This is a genomic window from Bacillus sp. C30 (genome assembly GCF_040838255.1).
Lineage (GTDB): Bacteria > Bacillota > Bacilli > Bacillales > Bacillaceae_G > Bacillus_A > Bacillus_A mycoides.
Map to the genome: position 1 here is coordinate 1 of NZ_JBFPJH010000347.1, position 3,259 is coordinate 3,259.

Annotated in this window: 3 protein-coding genes and 1 pseudogene; 1 reads left to right on the forward strand and 3 read right to left on the reverse strand. The window is 32.5% G+C overall.

What is annotated here, in order from left to right:
- Positions 1-121: 121 nt before the first annotated feature.
- Positions 122-628 (reverse strand): hypothetical protein, encoded by a 507-nt coding sequence (locus AB3X49_RS19935; protein ID WP_002185300.1) that lies wholly within the window; start codon positions 626-628, stop codon positions 122-124.
- 951 nt (positions 629-1,579) lie between these two features.
- Here AB3X49_RS19935 and AB3X49_RS19940 point away from each other — a divergent pair.
- A pseudogene (locus AB3X49_RS19940) lies at positions 1,580-2,118 on the forward strand (Tn3 family transposase); the annotation flags it as partial.
- Positions 2,119-2,386: 268 nt separating this feature from the next.
- Here AB3X49_RS19940 and AB3X49_RS19945 read toward each other — a convergent pair.
- Together AB3X49_RS19945 and AB3X49_RS19950 are read right to left on the reverse strand one after the other, a co-directional pair.
- Positions 2,387-2,932, reverse strand: a complete 546-nt coding sequence (locus AB3X49_RS19945) for a hypothetical protein (protein ID WP_002137530.1) — start codon at positions 2,930-2,932, stop codon at positions 2,387-2,389.
- Between the two features lie 4 nt (positions 2,933-2,936).
- Positions 2,937-3,259 (reverse strand): TetR family transcriptional regulator C-terminal domain-containing protein (locus AB3X49_RS19950; RefSeq protein ID WP_367964282.1); only part of this gene is annotated, 323 nt, incomplete at its 5' end.

Sequence of the window (3,259 nt, forward strand, 5' to 3'; positions counted from 1 at the left end):
AATTCCTTTAATGCATATCATCTAAAATCTGAAATTAAAAGAATAATGAAGTAGTTAGTATAGTGTGTTTGTTTTACCTACTTCATTAGACAAAAGAAGTTGTTTTTCTTAACCTATATCTTTAATTTGCTTTTAGATTTTTTCTATATCTTTGTATCCTAATCACAATTCCAATAGTGCGAATAACTACCATCGCAATTGTAAAAAATACGAAAGCAGGGGCTATAACATTAAAATCCAAGTGATTCGATACCATGAAATCTATAAATTGTTGTGGATACCAGTCTGTCGCTACATAAGCTAATACGACACGCCATCCAAGTCCAATAATCCATAAACATAAATAAGGAATACCAGCAGTTACGTACGCTTTATTGTCAGAACCATATTCTACTTTCACTGTAAAAAGCATTAGCCCTCCCATGATCATGCCGACCATTGTCATGATTATGAGTGCGGTCATATTTGAACCTGAGGTAGGTATTTCCTCGACGAATAAATAAACACTTATACCACAAAGAATAAATGGCAATACAGCCTTTGTGGTTGTAAATACTTTTCTTCCGATTTGTGTTAATAATACAATTGTTAAAAATGCACCAATCATTATCCAAGCTTGAGTATTCAAATTAAAACCCCCATAAAGTATAAATTTATTGTTTATTTGCTTACTTACTGGAGGATTGTAACATCCCTACTATTTTAGAACATCTATCTGAAAGATGATTTTTTTTGAATACCCTCTATCTATAGATAGAGTTTTTTATGATTCTTTTGTGAAAAAAGCCACTTGAATATATATAACTGGATATATGGGACAGCTGCATATCTTCATCAACCGAAATATTTTAACCAAAAGCCAATTATTATTACGGTAGATACAACAACAGCACATGGAAAAATGTTATTTGCTATGTAAAAAATAGGAGTTTTGAATATGTTTTCTTATTAAAATTGTAACTAAACATTTTTATGAGATGATATGATATTTAAACTTTTGACTATCCTTATACAAGAGATGCCTTTTTGGTAATATAAACAAGCTTTTTCGAATTGATTTTCCTTTTGATAACAGGTCGCTAAGTCAATATAAAATATGGATAATTGTTTATTATTATTTTCATTTTTGAAAAAGGGAATGGCTGTTTTTTCGAGAAATTTTTTAAAATTTATTTGGTCAAAATATAAATGATTTTGATAGGAAAATAAACAGTATAATTTAGGATATTTGTTTTTTGTAGTTCGTAACCCTCGATGTAACATCTTTTTAGCATCATTGATTTTTTCTTTATCAATAAGTGAAATCATAGTGGGGTTCGGCCGAGATAGGTGTAAAAATAGGTCGTAGCGATACATTTTTTCCTAGATGTTATTTTTCGGAGATATTTGTAACATAAACGTTCATTTTTGTTACGTTTTGTATTTAAAAATACGAAACTTCCTAACTGTTGAACTGGCTGTAACAAAATACTGTATCAAAAATAATTCATAACATTATTGATTTCAAACCTTTTTGTTATAATAAAATATGGTTATTGGAAATAAAATACAGGATATGACCCGAAATTACATGTATCTCGGTCGAACCCCTACAAAAGTCATTCGAGATAATTATGACGATGTCCTTCGATTGGCACATTCCATTCGCGAAGGAACATCATCAGCTTCCCTTGTCATGAGCAAAATGAGCTCTTACTCCCGGCAAAACAGTCTTGCAACAGCACTAAAAGAGATGGGACGCATTGAAAAAACACTGTTTATCCTCGACTATATTTCTAGCGAAACTTTACGCCGGCGGATTCAAAGGGGTTGAATAAAGGAGAAGCTATGAATGCATTAGCACGCGCAATTTTTTTCGGGAAACACGGTGAACTTCGAGAACGGGCACTACAAGACCAATTACAGCGCGCCAGTGCATTAAATCTAATTATCAATGCAATCAGTATCTGGAATACTGTGTATCTATCTCAAGCTATTGAACATATGAAAAAGATTGGAAAACATCGAGAAGAGTTGCTTCCTCATATCTCACCTCTTGGTTGGGAGCATATTAATTTTCTAGGTGAGTACAACTTTACTGTCAGCAATTATCATTCGTTCCGTCCTTTAAGAACATAAAAAGACCCTGATTTCCTGCTTAGCGTAAGGAAATCAGGGTCTTATTTCTCAAAAAATGTCTTAGCGTATAATATCCACGTTTTGACGTCAGGACCCCCTAATAGGGGTAGAGTCATATCGCTATTAAGCTAAGAAAATACAGCTATCCCCAGAACTAGATTTTGTGCTAATTTGTAATAAAAAAGCTCATTTTTTCGTTTTGGGGCTGATTTATTTTCTTAAGTTGATGGGCATGTAGCAATGGCCCATATAACAACAATTAGTTAAATTAATATTTTATTCGTTGTTTTATTTCTTTAAAACGATCATGTATTAATTTCTTGATATCCGGGTGATCTTTATATAAGGTAACGGTATACATGATGGAAGATGCAAGAATAGTAGACCATATTAACCAATCTCCAGCATGAGAAAGAACTTTAATTATTTCACTCGTAAACTGTTCCTGTCCCGCTTGAAATGTCGATACGAGCGAGTTAAGATTGAACAACAATAAAATAACAATCCTGCCCAAAAGCATAATAATCCATCCGATAATATACGTATAGCCTCCAACACTACATAATTGATTATTATGATGAAAAACTTTCACCCTCTTAGCTTGCCAATAACCAACTATCGCTCCTAATATAAGCAAGCTAATTAATTCAATTGTAATAATATAGTCCAATCTATTTGGAAGACCCATATAAGTTCTGATTATAGCCATGATTGGTATACCAAGAAGATCGAAGCTATCTACTTTCTTCGGGATAAGCTGCCTAATAATCAATACAATAACAACTACAAGAATAATAATGAAAACTTTATTCATGCGATTAATCCCTCTTTTTTTCTTTTAAATAATACTCAATAAGTTGATTTACTTTTTCTTCTGGATATGATTCTGGTGTTTGAAGGACATGAATTACTAGCCCATCAATAAATCCGCACAGTATCTCTAATTCAAATTCTCTATTGTGACCTGGTGTGACGTATCCTAGATCCCTCATTAAATCTAGAATTATTCCCATAAGATACCTCGTATGGTCATCCATTTTCTTCCGAAGTTCAATAAGTTCTGGAGAACTAAAGGATATACCCAGAAATGTAATCCAAACCTTCCCTTCCAACATTTCTTCTTTATTAGAAGGAATAATAA

Bases quoted from the DNA above. Each gene is read 5' to 3' on its own strand.
- AB3X49_RS19945 (WP_002137530.1), bottom strand. From the start codon at position 2,932: ATGAATAAAGTTTTCATTATTATTCTTGTAGTTGTTATTGTATTGATT.